Here is a 17,850-nt window from a genome sequence, read left to right on the forward strand (position 1 = left end):
TTTTATTACCAGCCGAGCTGCTGTCGCCTCTGCTCTGCGCGTTCGATTGCGGCCGCTGTCCAGGGTGGCACGGCTGGATGGTCGTAGAGTGTGGCGGGTTCGTACCAGTCAACCCGAGCGAGTTCGTCTGGCTGGGCAGCGACGGCGGTCCCAGTTTCATATCGACAGAGAAACTCCACGTTCATCACTCGGTCACCATTGTCTGTTTCGAAGATCCGACTCGTGAGATACACCGTTTGGCTTCGATCTCGACCGTGGTCTCTTCACGAATTTCACGCTGGAGCGTGGATTCGAGGGCGGCCGTCGCTGGGACATCCGATTCGACGGTGCCACCGATCAGACTGCGCTGGCCCCCAGCGTGTGATTCCTCCATAGCACGCTCACCGATGAGATAGGCTCCATCACGATAGACTGCGCCCTCGACGTTGACACAATAGTTGTCGGCCACAATGATTGATAGCACGCCATGGCAGGAAATCCCTTCTGCACCCGCCGACCGACGAGGAGTCCACACAGGCTAAGTGGATGGATCGTGGGACTCCAGCTATGAAGGGAACGGGAACGCCGGCCGCGATGGCCGAGTGCGAGGACGAACTTACGCCGATGATGAGCCAGTATTTCGAGCTCTGTGCGGAGTACGATTCGGCGATGGTGTTGTTTCAGGTCGGCGATTTCTACGAGACGTTCTGTGAGGCGGCCGAACGCTGTGCACGACTGCTCGAAATCACGCTGACGAGCCGTGAGGATTCGACAGGTGAGTATCCGATGGCCGGCATTCCGATCGACAATGCGACCTCCTACGTCGAAACGCTGCTCGATGCGGGCTATCGCGTGGCGATTGCAGACCAGATCGAAGATCCCTCAGAGGCCTCTGGTGTCGTCGAACGAGCCGTTACGAGGGTGATTACGCCGGGAACCGTCCTCGACGATGCACTGCTGGGTGCTGATAACAACTATCTGGCCTGCGTTGGCGCGGACGAGGAGGAGTCGCTGGCCGTCGCGTTTCTGGACCTCTCAACGGGCTCATTCCGTGTGGCAAGCGGTACCGAGCGGGTAATTCAGGACGAACTCGACCGCCAGCAGCCAACTGAACTGCTCATCGATCCACCACTCGAGGGAACCATTTCGACTGACTGCACAGAAACGATCGACGACAGCATCTCGTTCGAATCCGACGCGGCAAAACAACGCGTCGGAGCGTACGTTCCCTCCCCGGAGGCGGTCTTCGAAACGACCGCTGAGCTGATCGCGTGTGGTGCACTGCTGGCGTACGCCGAGTACACGCAGGGTGTCTCTCCCGGTGGTCTCGCGTCGGTTACTCGCATCAGTCGGTACGCTCCGACCGAGACGATGGGATTGTCTGGAACGACTATTGAGTCGCTCGAACTGTTCGAAAACCAGCACGGTGACGACGACCACACCCTGCTGGCTGTGCTCGATGAGACGACCACCGCGATGGGCAGACGCACGCTCGCCGACTGGCTCCGTCGGCCGCTTTGTGATGCGTCTGCCATCCAGTGCCGGCTCGATGCCGTTGAGACGCTGGTGGCGACACCGCTCGTCCGAGAAACGCTCCGGGAGTTACTGGCCGACGCGTACGATCTCGAGCGGCTGATTGCTCGCGTCGCTGATGACCGTGCGAACGCGCGGGACTGTCGTTCGTTGCAGGCCACCCTGGAGATTCTTCCGGCGGTTGCTGGGGCGTTGGATACAATCGACTGCCAGCCACTTGCTGATCGTCGGGATGCGCTGCCAGCACTGGACGGGGTCTGTGAGCGCATCGACGCGGCGATTCAGCACGACCCGCCGATCGAACTGACCGACGGCGGAATCATCACCGATGGCTACGACGAGCAGCTCGATTCGCTCCGGTCAACACAGCGCGAGGGTGAACAGTGGATCAACGAGCTCGAGGCAACCGAACGCGACCGGACCGGTATCGACTCGCTGAAAGTCGGATACAACGAGGTGCACGGCTACTACATCGAGGTGACGAATCCGAATCTCGATGCGGTCCCCGAGGAGTACACCCGACGCCAGACGCTGAAAAACGCCGAACGATTCTACACGCCGGCACTGAAAGACCGAGAAGACGCCATTCTCGGTGCGAGCGAACGCGCCACCGAACTCGAATATCAGCTGTTTTGCGAGCTCAGAGCTGACGTTGGTGACCACACCGATCGGATCCAGCAGGCCGCGACGGTGCTTGCAGAACTCGACGTGCTGACGACGCTTGCAACGGTGGCCACCCGCCGTGATTACGTCCGGCCAGCGTTCGACGGCACCGGCAGCAATGGTGCGATCGAGATCGAAGGTGGTCGCCATCCGGTCGTGGAGACGACACAACCGCTGTTCGTTCCCAACGATACCACCCTTTGCGACGAACGAATCGCTATCATCACCGGGCCCAACATGAGCGGGAAATCAACCTACATGCGCCAGATTGCCTTGATTCAGATCATGGCGCAGCTGGGGAGTTTCGTTCCGGCGGATCGGGCACGGCTGCCGATCGTCGATCGGGTGTTCACCCGGGTCGGTGCAAGCGACGACATTGCTGGCGGACAGTCCACATTCATGCGAGAAATGAGTGAGCTCTCAACGATTCTCCATTCGGCCACGCCGTCATCGCTGGTGATTCTCGACGAAGTTGGTCGTGGTACTGCAACCACTGATGGGCGAGCTATTGCCCGGGCAACGACGGAGTTTCTCCACGACGAAATCGGTGCGCTCACGCTGTTCGCAACGCATTATCACGAATTGACTGAACTCGCCGACGAGCTGGCGGCCGTCACCAACGTTCATTTCACGGTTGATCGCGACGGTGAGGAGCTGACGTTCTTACACACCGTGCTCGATGGGGCCGCCTCCGGATCGTATGGCGTCGCCGTGGCACGACTGGCTGGCGTTCCTGACCCAGTAATCGACCGCGTCGAGTCGCTCCATGACGAGGACACTGATGCGAATCAAACTGCAACGAGCACCACTGAAACTGATGATTCAATCGACAGTACTACGACGATAGACGACAGCAGTTCTGATACAATCGAGACGCACGTCGGCGATCGCTCGCTCCGTGAGACGATTGCTGAGCTTTCGATCGCAGACACGACGCCACTCGAAGCACTGCAGACGCTCTATGAGCTCCAACGCCGAATCGACACCACCAACGGTCCGCCGACTGGACGCGAAAACGGTCGCTCGCATCGCAGCGGGTGAGGTAATCACCCGTCCGGCCGATGTCGTTCGTGAGTGTATCGAGAACGCGCTCGATGCCGGTGCGAGCCGGATTCACGTGGCCGTGACTGACGGCGGACTCGAGACGATTACGGTTCGTGACGATGGCCACGGCATGACTGGCCGTGATGCAAAACGCGCTGTTGAACGGCATACAACCAGCAAAATCAGCGACCAGACGGATGTTGAGAGCGTACAGACGCTCGGTTTTCGTGGTGAAGCGCTCGCGAGTATCGCGACCGCCGGTCGGCTCACGATAACGACACGGACAGGAGCGGAGTCGATCGGCACACGGGTGATCGTTGACGATGAGCCGGTCGTCGAGCGCGCTGGACACGACGAGGGAACGACAGTGTCGGTCTCGGAACTGTTCGCGACGATGCCTGCCCGACGTGCCACGCTCGATGGACCGCGCGGAGAGTTCGCTCGCGTGAGTCGGCTCGTCGGACGCTATGCCCTCTGTCAACCGGCGGTTCGATTCGAGCTCGAGCACAACGGATCGACGGTGTTCTGCTCGCCCGGAACGGGCGCGATAGACGCCGTGATGGCGGTGTACGACCGCTCAGTGGCTAGTCATGCCACAACGATCGAGTCCGCCGAGTCCGCAGTGTGTACGGTTTCTGGCATCCGTGTGTCTCCGGCAGAACATCGATCGAGACGCCATCACGTTGTCACCGCCGTCAACGGCCGGCCGGTGACACACGATGCGCTCGAAAATGCTATTATAGCCGGCTACGGCTCGACGCTATCCGGTGATCGCTATCCAATCACGGCGATCACGGTGTCAGTGCCGGCGGACACCGTCGATGTGAACGTTCATCCGGCGAAGAAAACGGTCCGGCTCGCCAGCGTCGATCGAGTGACGTCGGCCGTCGAGTCAGCAATCGCGGCGTCGCTGCGTGAGGGTGATCTCTCGACGTCGATCGATTCGGAGCTCTCTGTCGAACCGATCGGTGGTGAGCGCCAGCCTCCGTTTGATGAACTCACCGTCATTGGGCAGTTCCGGGAGGCGTATCTGCTCTGTGAGACTGACGAACTGCTGGTTATTGATCAGCACGCCGCCCACGAGCGGATCATTTTCGAGCGTTTACAGCGAGCGCTTTCGGACTCGATCACGTCGCATTCCCTCGATCCACCACAGACGGTGTCGCTCTCGCCCGGCGATCAATCGGAACTTGAGCGCAACCGGGCGGCGATCGAGGCGCTGGGCTATCGGCTCAGTTCGTTCGGTCCGTCGTCGTATCGCGTCACGGCAGTTCCAGCGCCGCTTGGCCACACGGAGTCGGCCGATTCACTTCTGGAGCTCCTCGATGCGTTGCGTGCTGGAGAATCAATCGACGATCCGCGAACGGAGTTGCTTGCCGAACTCGCCTGCCATCCCGCCGTCAAAGCCGGCGATCAGCTATCGACGGCGACGGCAACCGAACTGGTTGACGCACTCGGGCGGTGTGAGCAGCCGTTTGCCTGCCCACACGGTCGCCCAACGGTGGTAACGATCGACGAAGCGACGCTCGCCCGGGGATTTTCACGCTCTTCGATGCGACTTGAGTGAGAAACTATCGGTGGATGGTGACCGATTCGAGCAGCACGTCTTCGTGTGGTTTGTCGTTGGCGTCGGTTTCAACGTCTCCGATCTCGCGTACCACGTCCATTCCGTCGGTCACTTTACCGAACACTGAGTGGCGACCGTCGAGGTGGGGCTGGGCGTCGAGCGTGATGAAAAACTGCGAGCCGTTGGTGTTCGGGCCGGCGTTGGCCATCGAGAGCACGCCGGGGCCGTCGTGACTGAGTCCGTCGACGAACTCGTCGTCAAACTCGTAGCCAGGTCCGCCGCGGCCGGTGCCGGTCGGGTCGCCGCCCTGGACCATGAACCCCTCGATGATCCGATGGAAGAGCACGTCATCGTACAGGGGCTCGCCCTGTTTCGTCTCGCCCGTTTCCGGATCCGTCCATTCTTGCTCTCCCGTTGCCAGGCCGATGAAGTTCTCGACGGTTCGCGGGACTCGCTCTTCGTACAGTTCGACCTCGATCGTTCCAAAGTTGGTGTTGAGTTTCGCGTGCGGATTGTCGCTCATACGCTTCGATCTTATCCGGCGGATGGAAAAGACTCCCGGTCGGGGTTGCTGGGTGGTTGCATGCAGGATTGGTTACCGATACTCTGAGATCGATTTGTAGGGAACGTAGTAGCCAATCTCGTCGATCCACTGTGAAAGCCATTCATCAGCTGTGGCTTCTGTGATTGATCCCGCATCGATTGCCCCTAGCAAAACCCCAACAGAACCGATCACTCTTACTCCCTGTTCTTTCGAAAATCTTCGTGCATCGCCGTCGTCGGTGAGAAGTTGCCCATTGTGGACGTCAGCCAGGGCAAACGCCTGTGCCTCACCGGGATCCAGATGCGTGCTGACGATCGATTGTCGGTTTGCAACCGTCTCGGAAATTGTTGCCACTGGAATTCCATCGTCGAGGCTATCGAGCGCCTCCGTAAGATACGGATGATTCTCGACTCCGTTCTGCAGTTCGTGTCGAACTACTGGAACAGTGCAGCTTCCAGCGATGTCACCGAGCAATTGAATTTGGTTACAGTAGGCAAAGTTGGAGAGGACAGCTGTGTCGAGGACAGTCGGCTCTGGTGGCGGTGTCCAGTCTGTCATTCGGTGTCGGACTCCTCACGATTAGTAGTCTCATCTTCAAATTCGAGGTGCTGTGGGGCCTCCCGTTCGTAGGCTGCGTCGTCCTCGTTCATTAGGCCAAGCCGGAGATCGACACCGTGCTCGCGGAGAATCTCCCGCATTGTCCATCGGTCAACCTGCGCCAGCCGTGCTGCGTCTCCAAGCGTGATCCGTTCTTGTTCATAAAGGACAACCACTGCCGAAATTCGCTTGTTCTCGTGAGCGGCAAAATATTCCCGAACGAACTCACGTAATGCGTCGCTTTTTCCGCCAAATACACCCGCCTCGACAGTCCCCTCGATGAGTAGTTCCAGATCCTCTGGGTAGGAGCCGGTAATTCGGGTCATCAGTATCAGAATAGGTGTTCATACTATTTATGAAATTCGCCAGTTTTGATTCTGTATGATTATTCTCATATACTAGGGGTTTCAAGAGGATTTTTGTTTGCACTGCAAGCCAGTATTCCTCATCGAAATCCTCCAGAACCTGTTATTTGAACAGTCATTACAATCACACGTGCTTGGTCTGTCGTCGCCAGTTTCGTGGGCACCGCGATCACGCGCTCTGCTGTCCGCTGTGGGGTCGTCGATGATGCTGCCACTGTTTCTGTTTCGCGAAGGGGATCGCAACTCTCGGCGGTGGCTGTAGCGGTACCGAACTCCGTTGGTGGTTGCATTTCTGTGTGGATCCCTCGATTGTAATTGAGATGCTCATTTTCGAAAGTATAAAGTAAAGTAACTATAATCATGTGATAACAACGACGCTCGCAGCTGGTTCCCAGGCGAGTGGTTTGTGGAAGTCAATGATCTCTGTACGTCGTCTTGGTATTGCGTTGGTAGCGATTGGGGTGGTGTTGAGCGCGGTGTACGCGACGGGCGCGTTCGACAGCATGACAGCCAGCCGGACGGCGACAGTAAACGTCGCAGGTGATGCGTCGGGCTACCTCGGGTTGCAGCCAGCGCCGGGTCCGAACGGGAAGTACGCCACCGACAAAAACGGGAAGTTGCGGGTAGCAGTGGATGAGACGGCAGATGCAGCGGGGGCGGGGGTAAATGCGCATTCGACGGCGCGGTTGGCGAACGTTTTCACGGTTACTAATCAGGGGACAGCGCCGGTAGCGCTCTGGTTTTCGGAGACAGATGACGCTGTCACATTAGAGCGGGGCACGACGAAGAAGCCGATTGAAGGGTCTGGAAATGCGGTTGCACTGGATCCTGGCTCGACGGTGTCCGTGACGCTGGCTATTGACGCGAGCGAGACGGGGCCTGAGACGACGTTTCGGCCACTGCTATCGTTACACGGGAGCAGCGATCTGGATACAGTTTCAGCATCTGGTGGTGCGTCGGGGCAGGCGAGCGATTCGGCTGGTGATCCCTCCGATGGTGAGGGGACGCCCCGTCCAGAGTCAGTGGATCCAGTTGCCGGCAATGGCTCGAAGCCCTCCGATTCGAAAGCGACGCCACCCCCAGAGGAGGAGACGGTGTCGTTCGGGCCCCTGGAGATCAAAGAGTCGGACGCGCAGGCGTTCAAGGACGGGCTGTTGTACGGTGAGGTGGGGATGCCTGGTGGTGTGGCTCCCAAGGACACGTCGTCGTCGCCGTACTACATGCTGGCGCAGTTTGCGATCGGGTTCGTGCCTGGGCTCGGTGATTTCGCGGATGCTCGTGATGCCATCCAATCGGGCCTGAAAGGCGATGTAGCTGGGATGGTGCTCTCCGGAGCGGCGGCGATTCCAGGGCTTGGATTTGCGGCCGACGGGACAAAGCTCGTTGACTTTACGAAAGATTGGATCAAACGCTTTAGCTCGAAGACGAAGGCGCTCTCGAAGGCGTTCGCGAAACACGTCGCCACGCACATGCCCGACAAGCAGGTGATACAGCTGCTTGATCTGTTCTCGGGTGGACGAGCGAGCGAGCTTAAGGAGAGCGGCAAATCCGTCGATGAGATCATCGAGCTGGCGGAGAAAGGATCGCTGAAGAAGGATCCGAACGAAGGGAAGAAGCTAGTTGCTGATGGTGGGAGTTCGAAAACTTACAAAGGAGCATCTACAAAGAAAATAAATGATAAAATAGATAAAATACATAAATATAAGAGTTCGAAACTTACTTCAAAAATAGATAAATCTGATATTAGTAATGCTGGAAAAGATAGTGATGGAGATACTATACTGTTATTAGATACTAATAAATGGAATCCAGATAAGACTAATCTTGTCCAAACTCCAGGTTGGCGTCATATAATTGCTAGACATGTTCATCAAGACTCTAAATATTATAAAAAATTCAAGAGAAGGGATGGATATCCAACTGAACCGGCGAGGAAGGCAGGCCATAGTAAAGATCCGCCGACAATGTTCCCTAAAAATATGAAGCCGGATGAAATAAAATCGCTAATAATGGTGAGTGCTAAGAAAGGGGATGTTGTTAAAGATCACGATTATGTGAAAAAAAATAGTGTGGTCCATACCGAAAAGCAGTAAAATATATAAGAAGTACGGGATAGAAGAGATGACTGTTCTCACACGGCCAAAGGAAGGTATAATAAAAACTGCGCATCCTTCAAAAGGTGGTGTAAAGTATAGCCCATGACATCCGATCTTTCAATATCTGTTGGGTTTCCCTTTCCTCCTGTAGATGCTGATTATACAAGCTTTGTCGATGGTGGCATAAGAGTGGAAATTGATGGTACAGCCCTCACTCAATATACTGAATCAAATTGGGATCGAATAATGTATGATAAAAATGGGGATGAAGTAACAAATTCAGATGAATATGTTGGGATGTATCTAAGTTTTACACTGATGCACCTCAAAGAAGCTATCATACGCTACTCAATTGGTGATATTGGTCGCTACGAGGAGGTCCCCGCAGAAATTGGAGCAGATGAGCCATTCGGTTGTTTTGTTCTGTCATTTTGTGATGGGGACGATATACGCATTGCATTTCAACCGATTACTGAAGAGCATAGAGATTTCTTTTCGACACGAGTAGCCATCGGATATGCTGTTAGTCCGAGAGACCTTTGTGAAGAGTTACTCACCTGTTATCAGGATTGTTTCACTTATGTCGATAATTATCATGGTGATGAATCTTGGAATGACCCTATGTGGGAAGCATATGAATGGTCACAAAACAATATCCAGGATTTACAGAATGTTCTTGATGAAAATAGCCATTTTGACGATTGAATCCGACTCATAGTGTGTGATTGGCAATTGGACCCTCACATCGTTCGTATTACCAGCCAGAAATCCCTTCGACACTATAAGATCCACTGCTTTCTAGAATTTGTTATTTGAACAGTCATTCACAATTATTCCAAAATAACTTTATAAGCGATCGGGAAGCCATACTATCACGAGGACTTCGGTTGCGCCGTACGGGCGTTGTGCGTTCGTGTTTGAACGCGCCGGGTGGTAGTAGCACCCGACGCCGGGGTTCTCAGATCGGAGAATCCCATGACAGGGAACGATTCATACACACGTAACAGTACCGGCTTGAACAGTCATTACATTCACACGTGCTTGGTCTGCCGTCGCCAGCTCGGTAGGCACCGCGATCACGCCATCCTTTGTCCACAGTGGGGTCGGCGATGACGCTGCCACTGTTTCTGTTTCGCGACGAGGATCGCAACTGCGTGAATCTCTCGACGGTGGATTCCCGGAGTGAGCTCTCCGAAGCGGAGCTCTACCACGTGATCGACATCGGCGAAGGAACATGGTGCCGGCCGTGTCAATCGACGGGTTGTCCGCACGCCACGCGAATCGAGCAGATTCTGACGATGGCCGATCTGGCGAGTGAACGGACGAACTACGAACACTTGCCCGGAATCGAACGGATCACGCGCTATCACGCCACCGGCGAAACGATCGTGGCGGCATTTTTCGACACCGGCGCAAAAGTGAGATATCACGAAACGCGCGATGGGGAGATCCACCAGGTGACGTTCCCCGCTGGATCCAAAATCGCCACTGGAAACGATTGACCGCCCCGGCTGTGCGAGTGCGGCTGACGGCTTGCTCACGCTCTTGGATTCGTACTGTCGGTATCGAAGTCTTGGCTGTCCAGCTGGACTCACAGACCAACACCCAGCGCTAGCCAGATCACCACTGATTAGAGGAATCCCACCGCTTTCATGCGCTAACCGATTGTGACCCTCACCCCCTGGGCTGTCGATACAGGTGGAAAGCTCAGAGCAGACCGTCTTCCTGTGCTATGAGCAACGTCATGAGCGTCATGCCATTTGCGGGTGGCGTGCGCGCTACGTCGATAGCGTCCTCGATCGGGACCGTTCGAAGTTCGATGAACTCGCCGTCATCCATGGCCGACTCCCCTGGAGTAAGTTCCGACAGCCAAACCACGTGCAACTGGTGTCGAAGCAGCCCAGGGAGTGGATTGTGCGTGTACAGGTGCGTTCCGGTGTCGGCCCGATACCCTGTTTCCTCGCGAAGCTCACGGATGGCGGCCTCCACCGGTGATTCGTCCGGCTCGACGATACCGGCCGGACACTCAAGCACCTGATCGTTTGCAGGAGGGCGATACTGTTCTACGAGAATGATCTCGTCTGCTGTTCGTGCGACAATCACCACGATGTCGGGCACTGAGATCCAATCGTACGATTGCGTCTCGCCGTCAGGCCGTCGCACCCGATCGTGCCCTGCAGAGTAGAGAAATCCTTCGTGATCGACTGTTGAATCGAGTGTGGACCACGCGTTTTGATGATTCGTCATGCTCAGAAATTGGCTAAATGAAATTTTCCCACCTAACCCTGTCGATTGCTGTCGGGTGGTCCTGATCGACAGATATCCGCTCGTCCCGATGTGCCCGCGAGCCTCCAGGTGGCTTCTATCTCGAAACAGGAAGCAGAATTCGACCGGGGTGGATTATCACGCTGTCAATCGCGGGCTGGACGTGTCTGGCTGTCTGTGGAGCAGTTTCTGGTTCTTCAGACCAACAGAACGGGATTGTGTGAATGGCCAGTTGCAAGGGAACAAGATATTTATGAATTCCGTGTGATTATATCGCCCATGTCATATACGAACTCGCCGGTCCTGTTTGGACGCGATAGCCGCCGGACACGACAGACGCTGGCGATTGCTGGTCTCGTGTTTCTCGTGAGCCTGGTTCTGTACACCAGCTTTCCAGTGTACGACGGTGTTCCGTACACCTATCTGCTCATTTTGCCCTCAATACCGCTCATAGCAGCTGCAATGACGGTGGCGAGTGCCTACCGGAACGAAGGCCTCATCGTGAGCGCGCTCATCCCAGTGATGGCAGTGTTCGGCCTGGAACTCTCTCTCGGTATCTGGCTCTATTTCAACCTCGTACCGAGCTATGATCCATCCGGATTTGGATTCGTTCCACTGTATCCGATTGTGGCGTTCGTCATAGGGCTCGTCCTGGCCGGGGGCGGTGCAGCTGTCCGGCGATTGAGACGCACGATTCGTTCGTGACCCCGCCCGTAGTGTGAACCCCACTCTCCTGCGTCGATTCGGCCCCTAGAACTTTCGGGCCGCTTCGAGCACCGCACTCGCCGAACCATCCTCGATCGCCGCCCGTGCCATCGTCAGCCCCTCATCGATCGAAGCAGCATCCTCACGGGCGAAAATCCGCAACGCAGCGTTGAGCGCAATCGCATCCGCGAACGCATCCGAGCGCTCGCCGCTGAGAACCGCCTCGGTGATCGCCGCAGATTCTTCAGCAACGTCGTCCACCGCGAGATCGTCTTCGGTCATCGCCATCCCGTACTCGGCAGTCTCGATCGTGAAATCATCCAGCTCGCCGTCCGCTCCGACGGCAACTGTCGTCGAGCCGGGCCGAACGTCGTCGTAACCCTCCATCCCCTGGAACATCACAACGCGATCGATCTCGTAGCGCTCGCTGGCTTCATACGTGTCAATGATCCGCTTAGCATAGGGTAAATGATAGAAACTCCCGAGATGGACGTTTGCACCGGCGGGATTGGCGAGCGTCTCGATCGTGTTGATGAACGTTCGAACGCCCATCTGATCGCGTCGATCGTTCAACCCGTCGATCCCCGGATTGAACGCTGGCTGATAATAAAATCCGAAGCCAACGTCATCAACCATCGACGCGCTCGCTTCGGGTTCGAGCGCCGTCCGGACGCCGAGCGCATCGAGAACGTGCTTGTAGGCGACGCCCTTCTGTGTCGGGACGCGATCGCCGCTGTGGGTGACGATTGGCGTGCCGGCCGCCGCGGCGAGGAGTCCAGCGCCGACACCGAGCAACGCCGTCCGAGATTTTCCGTCGTAGTTCGCCCCACAATCGACCGGATCGGCGTCAGGCTCGGCAAATGCCACCGACTGCTCTGCCATCACGTCGATGTACGTCCCTAACTCCTCTGGCGTGTTTCGCTTCCAGCGATTTGCCAACCAGAACGCGCCGAGCGTCGTTTGATCGGGTTCGCCAGCAAGAATCCGCTCGAAGGCTTCTCGAGCCTGTGCGGGCGTCATATCGTCTGCGGATTTGTGCCCCGAACCGACGACCTCTGTCATGAGCCGCTTGAGTGTCCACTCACCTGTCGCCATGATGGAGCGTTCGAGTCCACTGCGCAAAAATATCCCGTTCGAGCCGGATCACGCCTCGGGGGAAGGCTCCTGTTGTTCCGGTGGGTTCGGCCGAACGTTGTCGAGCTGTTCGGTGATCAAACCGTTGACGCGTTCGGGGTTGGGAACGTCTGTCAACACGATGTCCGTGCCACCAGTTCCTGCGGTGTCGATATGCACCGATCCGAACGTCATGAATCGCTCCGGTAACGACTGACTGTACGAGGTGTTCTGTATTCGATCGAGCCGGATATTGGTCACGTTACGGGAAATAAGCCCGGATTTTTTATACACCTCCTCGCTGGTTAGAACGTACTGGGTGCTCCGATAGTTGACGTACGTCGCACCAACCATCAAAATCCCAATTCCGACGAACACCAGCGCGAGCAGGCGCGCAAGGCCGTCATTGAATATTCCAACTCCGATCCCAGTAACGACGAGAATGAATCCAACGAGAAACGAACCACCGGCCGAAAGCAAACTTGGATGCCCACTCCAGACGAGTATTTCCCCCTCAGTCAACGTAACCCACGACGGTGCGTCTGAATTTTCCTGCATATACTAGTACTATGTTTTGGATCAACTTGTCAGTATCCCTCATCTGAGTGGAAATTTACACTCTGTGGTCGCGAACCGAAGTGGACGGACGTGAGTGTCATTTCGTTCTTCTACGATGTGGACGATCGAAAACGACAAACGGTAAACACCGGATCGCGTAGTTATTGCGATGAGTAGCCTGGAGGGTGACTGGCGAGTGCCCCTCGATAGCGTGGACGCGAGCCTCATCGACAGCTTTCAGAGCGGCGTCCCCGTCGAGCCCCGTCCATTTCAATCGATCGGCGCATCGCTCTCGATTTCGGAGACTGCGGCGCTAGACCGTCTTGAGCGGCTGCTGGAGCTTGGAATCGTCCGTCGGTTTGGTCCGGTGTTGAATCCGCCGGTGATCGGGAGCTCGACGCTCGCGGCGGTGCAAGTTCCAGAAGACCGGTTCGATGCGGTGGCCGAAACGATCAACAGCTACCGGCAGGTGAACCACAACTACCGACGCGATCACGAGTGGAACATGTGGTTCGTCCTGACGGCCGGCACGAAAGCCAGACGTGATGCGATTATCGATGAGATCGAGGCGGTGGCCGGTTCAGTGCTGGTGTTGCCGCTGGTGACTGATTACTACATCAATCTTGAGTTTCCAGTGGTGAACGGCGATCAGTTTGCCAAAAGCACACACACTCAAGCGACAGTCGAACCGACGCCGGTGAGCGAAACGCGGATGGCGGATCTCTCCCCGCTCGAGTGTGAACTGCTGTTGGCGGTTCAGGACGGCTTTCCTCTGTCACTGACGCCGTATCAGGATGTGGCCGAGCGGATCGGTTCGGACGTAGCGACTGTCGTCACAGCGATCGAGACGCTTCTCGAAACGAACTGCATCAAACGCATTGGCTGTATCGTGAATCACGTAACGACGGGGTTTGACAGCAACTGTATGGTCGTCTGGGAGGTCCCTCTCGAGGCTATCGACCGCTATGGCAGCCGAGTTGGGGCGATCCCGTACGTGACACTCTGTTATCATCGTCCCCCACGACCGGAACAGAACTGGCCATACACGCTGTTTACGATGATCCACGGCCGCGACAGTACCGCAGTCGACGAGCGGATAGACGAACTGGCGACAGAACAGCTACCATTCAACCACGAGCGACTCTATTCGACGGAATCGCTCAAACAGACTGGTGCTCGATACGACGAACTGATCAGCGATTTTTGAGCCTACCGGTCCATGATAACGATCATCGGACCGACGAAAATCAGGCCGACACCCAAAAAGTGGAGCACCCATTCGTTGCCCATAAGACTCAACGGCGTGATCAAAAACAGAAAGCCGAACGTTCCGAGAAACAGCCCGGTAACGGATTTGCTCCGCAGGGGCAACGTCCCCAGCAGCCCCAGCACGAGCACGAGCACCAGCACGTCTCCGAGGTTGTAGTTAAGCAGGAAATTGTCGATTACCTGTAGTGGGAGCGCGTACATCCTTATCCACCATTCACGACGGTGCGGATTTTAAGGTTCCGTTACTCGACGGTTGGCTGCTCACTGCGCGTGGCGCTCGCCGAAATTGATCGGTCGGATCAGATAATGCCAGCCGATGAACACCGTCAGGCCGTAGCCGACGATCCACGCAAGCTCTGGTGATCCTGAAGGGCCGGCGTGAGTCAGATAGTTTGCCAGCAGTCCGGTGGCGATCAGCCCGATCGCACCGGCGACCACCCCGCGTACCACTTGCGGTGTGTCCGTCTTGCGTTCGAGTGGTTCCTCAGCCATACGGACGATTCGTGCTCCAGTGCCGTGAACGTCCCGATCGGTGGACTCTCGCGCAGCCAACACGGAAAGTCGAGCGTTTATAGGGCATGCCACACGATGGTTGGACGTGACCCGCGTGGCCGACCAGTCCGTTCCACGCGATTCGATCGCCGCGTCGTGGGCCGACCTGTTCCCGTTCGATCCGTATCCACAGCAAGTTGATGGCGTCGAGCAGGCTCTTTCGACCTGTGGCGGAGCGGAAACCGGCTATCTCCTCCTCGAGGGAGCCTGTGGAACGGGAAAAACCTTACTCGCACTCGTGGCGGGCCGAGAGCTGTTGGAACGGGAGGCTGCTGAGCGACTGCTGGTGGTAACGCCCGTGAAACAACAGCTCGCACAGTTCGTCACCGATCTGCGTGCACTCAACCAGCGCGCCACAGCCACCGACTACGAACGGACGAACGGCATCGTTCTCGTGGGCAAACGCGATCTTCTCCCGTACGCCCGCACGAACACGCTTGGAACGGACGACGGAGAGAGCGTCCATGACACGGCGAGTGCTCTCCGCGATACCACGGTTGAGCTCGTTCGTCGCAACTCCGTCTACGAACTCGCCGTTCAGCCAGGCGATCTCGATGGCCGCGTTTCAGTCTGTATCGAATCGGACTGCAACCGGAACGCCTACGATGGGCCCTACTGTCCGGACCACCGGTCGTCGAGCGATGAGGAAGACGAATCGTGGTACGATCCCGTCAGGGCCGCGGCCGTGACAGATCTCGTGGCGGCTCTCGAAGGTGATCGCCTCCAGACGGCCGACGTCTCGGCACCGTTTCCCGAGCGCCCGCCCACGATCGCAGACGTGGTTGTCGAATACGGTGGATCGTTCGAGGATGACCGACAGTTCGACCCGTTTTATGCCAACTACTTTGCGAGCGAGGAATGGATTCCGTTCGGATTTGACCAGGGCACCCACGGCGTCCTCGACAGTGATGCGGTGGTGGCTACCGCCGTTTCGCGGGGGCTCTGTCCCCACGAGGCGATGGCGTCGCTGATGGCCGATGCCGACGTGCTGATCGGCAACTACAACCACGCGTTCGATCCCGTAACTCGACAGCTGACTGACGCGAAAGCCGGCGTGCTCGATGAGAACACGCTGCTGGTAGTCGATGAGGCACACATGCTCGAAGAGCGCCTCAGAGACCTGCTTTCCCAGCAGCTCGGGCTGCATACGCTCCGAACCGCGCATCGCGATCTCGTCCTGGCCAGGTCGTATCTGGCAGGCACGGGCGGCGACGACCCCGGGACGGATCCGACGCTGCACAAACAATCAGCCCAGCGCGTTCTTGCCGAATTTTCGAGCCTCACCGACGGCGATCTCGCTCGCACTCAGTCGTTTCTCGAGTGGCTGATGGAGGCGATCGACGAGCACGTCAGCGACTATCTCGATGCGCAATACACAGACTGGCAGCGGAGCTTCAAAGATCGAACGCTTCCGGAGATTGACCACGAAATCGGGCTCCGTCCGCCACAGAGCGACGAACGATCGACGCTCACGAACGACGCCGTTGGTGCGTTCGACGAAGAGATTTTCCAGACCGCAGCGACCGCGTGTCTTGTGGCGGCAACGATCCACGAGGAAGACGGCCAGACCGAGCGCACGCCAGCAGCCGACGGCGTCGGGTCGTTTTTCGACGCGTGGCATCGAGCCGACACCGCCACTCATTTTCGCGAGATCGAACTTGAGTACGCACCAAAACCGAACGTCGATACGAGTTTGCCCGCGTGGGCCCGCGCGTACAACGCCAGGCTGTCGCTGTTCAACTGCTTGCCCCACGATCCACTGGCGAATATTTTCGACGAACTGGGTGGTGGCATACTGATGTCGGCCACACTCGCACCGTTCGACGTGTACGAGCGGGTCAGCGGACTCAAACAGCTCGCCTGTGAAACAGAAACGACACAGTATGGTCTCTCGTTTCCGCCGGAAAATCGGGCAAGCTGGATTGTCGAGTGTCCGGCGTTTACATATCGCAATCGCGGCCCACCGGCCGCAAGCTACGACGCGATGTCTGCAACCCGGCAGGCACACGCCGCAGCGATGGTCACGATTGCCCGGAGTCCCGGAAACGTACTGCTCTGTCTGCCGTCGTACGCCGAGGCCGACTGGGCAGCTACCCTGCTCGAAGACGCCATCGACAAGCCGGTCTTACAGGACCAATCGAGCGATATGGCCACCACAGACGCGATGCTCGAACGGTTTTTCAACGACGACGAGACCGATCGCGTACTCGTGAGCAGTGCGCGCGGGACCGTCACGGAAGGTGTCGATTATCGGGGAGAGCGACTGCACACGGCGGCCGTCATCGGCATTCCGTACGCGAACACGGCCACACCGCGAATGCAGGCGGTCCAGTTTGCCTACGACCGCGCGTTCGACGGCGCTGGCTTTGAGTACGCGGTGGCAATTCCCGCCATCCGCAAAGCACGCCAGGCGATTGGGCGCGTCTTGCGCGATCCAGAAGAGATCGGTACGCGACTACTGGTTGATGAGCGATACGACCGAACTGCTCCGCGGTCGGTGAACGCGCCAATCGCGACCGATCAGGAGTCGTTCACGACGGTAAGCACCGACATGCTCGAATTCGCACTTGAGCAGTTCTGGGACGATCACTGATCCAGTGCTGGCTCGAACTGACGAATCCGATCGTGCCACTCCTCGGGAATCGACCGCGGCTTGCCGTTATCATCGACGGTGACCAGAACGGAAGCGCCGGTCGCCGCAATGCCCGCAGCCGTGGCGAGTTCAAACGACATCGTTACTGATGAATCCCCGATGTCGGTCGTCTCAACCGTGATCGCAACCGATTCGTCGTCCAGCGTGATCGGCCGCCGGTAATCGATTTCTAGATGTGCAATCACCAGCCCGCTCTCGATGACGGAATCGCCGATCACAGCATCGATGTAGTTCGTTCTGGCGGCCTCGATGTACGTGCCGTAGACGGCGTTGTTGACGTGGTTCTCCGGATCGAGATCTCGATACCGTATCGGGATTTCAGTCTGAAATCGAGCGTCCTCAGTCAT

At 57.2% G+C, this 17,850-nt stretch carries 19 protein-coding genes; 8 read left to right on the plus strand and 11 right to left on the minus strand.

All coding sequences use genetic code 11. The features are described 5' to 3' along the window. Positions 1 to 5 precede the first annotated feature (5 nt). Both JXQ78_RS11665 and JXQ78_RS11670 read right to left on the minus strand, forming a co-directional pair. The gene (locus tag JXQ78_RS11665) at positions 6 to 185 is read right to left on the minus strand and encodes a hypothetical protein (RefSeq protein WP_330630938.1); all 180 of its coding nucleotides are present in this window, start codon (positions 183 to 185) and stop codon (positions 6 to 8) included. Then, positions 185 to 448 carry an NUDIX domain-containing protein gene (locus tag JXQ78_RS11670; protein ID WP_330630939.1) on the minus strand — a complete coding sequence of 88 codons (264 nt, stop codon included), beginning with the start codon at positions 446 to 448 and terminating at the stop codon, positions 185 to 187. The genes JXQ78_RS11665 and JXQ78_RS11670 overlap by 1 nt, the downstream gene beginning before the upstream one ends. A 98-nt stretch (positions 449 to 546) precedes the next feature. On the opposite strand from JXQ78_RS11670, the gene mutS reads away from it, so the two are divergent. Further along, positions 547 to 3,216 carry a DNA mismatch repair protein MutS gene (gene mutS, locus JXQ78_RS11675; RefSeq protein WP_330630940.1) on the plus strand — a complete coding sequence of 890 codons (2,670 nt, stop codon included), beginning with the start codon at positions 547 to 549 and terminating at the stop codon, positions 3,214 to 3,216. Then, a complete protein-coding gene (gene mutL, locus JXQ78_RS11680; RefSeq protein WP_330630941.1) occupies positions 3,137 to 4,786 on the plus strand; it encodes a DNA mismatch repair endonuclease MutL in 1,650 nt (549 codons plus the stop codon). Before mutS ends, mutL begins: the two co-directional genes overlap by 80 nt. A gap of 4 nt (positions 4,787 to 4,790) precedes the next feature. Here mutL and JXQ78_RS11685 read toward each other — a convergent pair whose 3' ends face one another. The 3 genes from JXQ78_RS11685 to JXQ78_RS11695 all read right to left on the minus strand — a co-directional run bounded on the left by JXQ78_RS11685 (position 4,791) and on the right by JXQ78_RS11695 (position 6,253). Continuing rightward, positions 4,791 to 5,309: a peptidylprolyl isomerase gene (locus JXQ78_RS11685; protein WP_330630942.1), complete on the minus strand. Its 519-nt coding sequence runs from the start codon at positions 5,307 to 5,309 to the stop codon at positions 4,791 to 4,793. Between the two features lie 72 nt (positions 5,310 to 5,381). Continuing rightward, positions 5,382 to 5,888 (minus strand): twitching motility protein PilT, encoded by a 507-nt coding sequence (locus JXQ78_RS11690; protein WP_330630943.1) that lies wholly within the window; start codon positions 5,886 to 5,888, stop codon positions 5,382 to 5,384. After that, a complete protein-coding gene (locus tag JXQ78_RS11695; protein WP_330630944.1) occupies positions 5,885 to 6,253 on the minus strand; it encodes a UPF0175 family protein in 369 nt (122 codons plus the stop codon). Before JXQ78_RS11695 ends, JXQ78_RS11690 begins: the two co-directional genes overlap by 4 nt. 455 nt (positions 6,254 to 6,708) lie before the next feature. Here JXQ78_RS11695 and JXQ78_RS11700 point away from each other — a divergent pair, with 455 nt between their 5' ends. The 3 genes from JXQ78_RS11700 (at position 6,709) to JXQ78_RS11710 (ending at position 9,890) form a co-directional block, all read left to right on the plus strand. Then, positions 6,709 to 8,385, plus strand: coding sequence for a hypothetical protein (locus tag JXQ78_RS11700; RefSeq protein WP_330630945.1), 1,677 nt, complete (start codon positions 6,709 to 6,711; stop codon positions 8,383 to 8,385). A 105-nt stretch (positions 8,386 to 8,490) separates the two neighbouring features. Next, the gene (locus JXQ78_RS11705) at positions 8,491 to 9,093 is read left to right on the plus strand and encodes a hypothetical protein (protein ID WP_330630946.1); all 603 of its coding nucleotides are present in this window, start codon (positions 8,491 to 8,493) and stop codon (positions 9,091 to 9,093) included. 404 nt (positions 9,094 to 9,497) lie between these two features. After that, positions 9,498 to 9,890, plus strand: coding sequence for a hypothetical protein (locus JXQ78_RS11710; protein WP_330630947.1), 393 nt, complete (start codon positions 9,498 to 9,500; stop codon positions 9,888 to 9,890). A 205-nt stretch (positions 9,891 to 10,095) separates the two neighbouring features. On the opposite strand, the gene JXQ78_RS11715 is transcribed toward JXQ78_RS11710, so the two are convergent. Next, complete coding sequence (locus JXQ78_RS11715; RefSeq protein ID WP_330630948.1) at positions 10,096 to 10,635, minus strand: NUDIX hydrolase; 540 nt, start codon at positions 10,633 to 10,635, stop codon at positions 10,096 to 10,098. A 297-nt stretch (positions 10,636 to 10,932) separates the two neighbouring features. Here JXQ78_RS11715 and JXQ78_RS11720 point away from each other — a divergent pair, with 297 nt between their 5' ends. Then, positions 10,933 to 11,358: a hypothetical protein gene (locus JXQ78_RS11720; RefSeq protein WP_330630949.1), complete on the plus strand. Its 426-nt coding sequence runs from the start codon at positions 10,933 to 10,935 to the stop codon at positions 11,356 to 11,358. A 45-nt stretch (positions 11,359 to 11,403) separates the two neighbouring features. On the opposite strand, the gene JXQ78_RS11725 is transcribed toward JXQ78_RS11720, so the two are convergent. Continuing rightward, a complete protein-coding gene (locus JXQ78_RS11725) occupies positions 11,404 to 12,453 on the minus strand; it encodes an anthranilate phosphoribosyltransferase (protein ID WP_330630950.1) in 1,050 nt (349 codons plus the stop codon). Between the two features lie 48 nt (positions 12,454 to 12,501). Beyond that, positions 12,502 to 13,029, minus strand: a complete 528-nt coding sequence (locus JXQ78_RS11730; RefSeq protein ID WP_330630951.1) for a PH domain-containing protein — start codon at positions 13,027 to 13,029, stop codon at positions 12,502 to 12,504. Between the two features lie 169 nt (positions 13,030 to 13,198). On the opposite strand from JXQ78_RS11730, the gene ahbB reads away from it, so the two are divergent. Then, positions 13,199 to 14,236, plus strand: coding sequence for a siroheme decarboxylase subunit beta (gene ahbB, locus JXQ78_RS11735; RefSeq protein WP_330630952.1), 1,038 nt, complete (start codon positions 13,199 to 13,201; stop codon positions 14,234 to 14,236). Positions 14,237 to 14,238: 2 nt separating this feature from the next. Here the strand turns inward: ahbB and JXQ78_RS11740 are convergent, their stop codons facing one another. Next, positions 14,239 to 14,499 carry a hypothetical protein gene (locus tag JXQ78_RS11740; protein ID WP_330630953.1) on the minus strand — a complete coding sequence of 87 codons (261 nt, stop codon included), beginning with the start codon at positions 14,497 to 14,499 and terminating at the stop codon, positions 14,239 to 14,241. Between the two features lie 60 nt (positions 14,500 to 14,559). After that, complete coding sequence (locus tag JXQ78_RS11745) at positions 14,560 to 14,790, minus strand: hypothetical protein (protein ID WP_330630954.1); 231 nt, start codon at positions 14,788 to 14,790, stop codon at positions 14,560 to 14,562. Between the two features lie 106 nt (positions 14,791 to 14,896). Between JXQ78_RS11745 and JXQ78_RS11750 the strand changes: the two genes are divergently transcribed. Continuing rightward, positions 14,897 to 17,443 (plus strand): ATP-dependent DNA helicase, encoded by a 2,547-nt coding sequence (locus JXQ78_RS11750; protein WP_330630955.1) that lies wholly within the window; start codon positions 14,897 to 14,899, stop codon positions 17,441 to 17,443. Here the strand turns inward: JXQ78_RS11750 and JXQ78_RS11755 are convergent. Further along, positions 17,437 to 17,850: an acyl-CoA thioesterase gene (locus JXQ78_RS11755; RefSeq protein ID WP_330630956.1), complete on the minus strand. Its 414-nt coding sequence runs from the start codon at positions 17,848 to 17,850 to the stop codon at positions 17,437 to 17,439. The genes JXQ78_RS11750 and JXQ78_RS11755 overlap by 7 nt on opposite strands.

Source organism: Halocatena halophila, from assembly GCA_027563145.1.
In the GTDB taxonomy this organism is placed as follows: Archaea; Halobacteriota; Halobacteria; order Halobacteriales; family Haloarculaceae; genus Halocatena; species Halocatena halophila.

What these genes read in the sequence shown, in the direction of transcription:
- JXQ78_RS11665 (WP_330630938.1), bottom strand. Translation starts at nt 185, where the DNA reads ATGAACGTGGAGTTTCTCTGTCGATATGAAACTGGGACCGCCGTCGCT.
- mutS (WP_330630940.1), top strand. Translation starts at nt 547, where the DNA reads ATGAAGGGAACGGGAACGCCGGCCGCGATGGCCGAGTGCGAGGACGAA.
- mutL (WP_330630941.1), top strand. Translation starts at nt 3,137, where the DNA reads ATGAGCTCCAACGCCGAATCGACACCACCAACGGTCCGCCGACTGGAC.
- JXQ78_RS11685 (WP_330630942.1), bottom strand. Translation starts at nt 5,309, where the DNA reads ATGAGCGACAATCCGCACGCGAAACTCAACACCAACTTTGGAACGATC.
- JXQ78_RS11690 (WP_330630943.1), bottom strand. Translation starts at nt 5,888, where the DNA reads ATGACAGACTGGACACCGCCACCAGAGCCGACTGTCCTCGACACAGCT.
- JXQ78_RS11695 (WP_330630944.1), bottom strand. Translation starts at nt 6,253, where the DNA reads ATGACCCGAATTACCGGCTCCTACCCAGAGGATCTGGAACTACTCATC.
- JXQ78_RS11700 (WP_330630945.1), top strand. Translation starts at nt 6,709, where the DNA reads ATGATCTCTGTACGTCGTCTTGGTATTGCGTTGGTAGCGATTGGGGTG.
- JXQ78_RS11705 (WP_330630946.1), top strand. Translation starts at nt 8,491, where the DNA reads ATGACATCCGATCTTTCAATATCTGTTGGGTTTCCCTTTCCTCCTGTA.
- JXQ78_RS11710 (WP_330630947.1), top strand. Translation starts at nt 9,498, where the DNA reads ATGACGCTGCCACTGTTTCTGTTTCGCGACGAGGATCGCAACTGCGTG.
- JXQ78_RS11715 (WP_330630948.1), bottom strand. Translation starts at nt 10,635, where the DNA reads ATGACGAATCATCAAAACGCGTGGTCCACACTCGATTCAACAGTCGAT.
- JXQ78_RS11720 (WP_330630949.1), top strand. Translation starts at nt 10,933, where the DNA reads ATGTCATATACGAACTCGCCGGTCCTGTTTGGACGCGATAGCCGCCGG.
- JXQ78_RS11725 (WP_330630950.1), bottom strand. Translation starts at nt 12,453, where the DNA reads ATGGCGACAGGTGAGTGGACACTCAAGCGGCTCATGACAGAGGTCGTC.
- JXQ78_RS11730 (WP_330630951.1), bottom strand. Translation starts at nt 13,029, where the DNA reads ATGCAGGAAAATTCAGACGCACCGTCGTGGGTTACGTTGACTGAGGGG.
- ahbB (WP_330630952.1), top strand. Translation starts at nt 13,199, where the DNA reads ATGAGTAGCCTGGAGGGTGACTGGCGAGTGCCCCTCGATAGCGTGGAC.
- JXQ78_RS11740 (WP_330630953.1), bottom strand. Translation starts at nt 14,499, where the DNA reads ATGTACGCGCTCCCACTACAGGTAATCGACAATTTCCTGCTTAACTAC.
- JXQ78_RS11745 (WP_330630954.1), bottom strand. Translation starts at nt 14,790, where the DNA reads ATGGCTGAGGAACCACTCGAACGCAAGACGGACACACCGCAAGTGGTA.
- JXQ78_RS11755 (WP_330630956.1), bottom strand. Translation starts at nt 17,850, where the DNA reads ATGACTGAGGACGCTCGATTTCAGACTGAAATCCCGATACGGTATCGA.